Here is a 462-nt window from a genome sequence, read left to right as displayed (position 1 = left end):
CCATATAGCCGATACCATATTGTAACAACTCGGGGCGTAGTCCCATCCAGCCCAACAGTGTAGTGGCACCAAAATGCAGGATGGCACTGACTGCCAGTCCTACTACCAAATTGAGCAATAAGGCTACCCCCACTACCTGTATCATGTTTTTTTCTAATTTAGCTCCCAAGTACTGCGAGCAGAGTACCGATGTGCCGATGTTGATGACCTCGAATACCAGAAAGGCAAAGGTCACAATCTGGTTGACCACGCCTACGGCAGCCACGCTCTCATCGGAGTATTGGCTCAGCATGATGGTATCTACTGCTCCCAGCATCATGATGAGCAAAGTTTCGATAAAAATGGGTATAACGGGTTTGACCAGTCCTTTGCGGATGCCTGTTTGTTGAGTCATAGTCTGTTTTTTATTTTAGGGAACGAGGCGACCCGTTGACAAGGGGCGAGGTCCAGCATACTCAAGAC

General features: G+C 48.5%; 1 protein-coding gene. It reads right to left on the bottom strand.

Features of this window, described 5'->3' with window-relative positions; all coding sequences use genetic code 11:
- A partial coding sequence (locus H7U32_RS10090; RefSeq protein ID WP_239457677.1) for an MATE family efflux transporter occupies positions 1-394 on the bottom strand: 394 nt, incomplete at its 3' end.
- Positions 395-462 lie beyond the last annotated feature (68 nt).

Origin of the sequence: Bifidobacterium pullorum subsp. saeculare (assembly GCF_016899725.1) — a bacterium.
In the GTDB taxonomy this organism is placed as follows: domain Bacteria; phylum Actinomycetota; class Actinomycetes; order Actinomycetales; family Bifidobacteriaceae; genus Bifidobacterium; species Bifidobacterium pullorum_C.
Note: the sequence above shows the minus strand (reverse complement) of the source record. Positions and strands in the feature narration are given on the sequence as shown.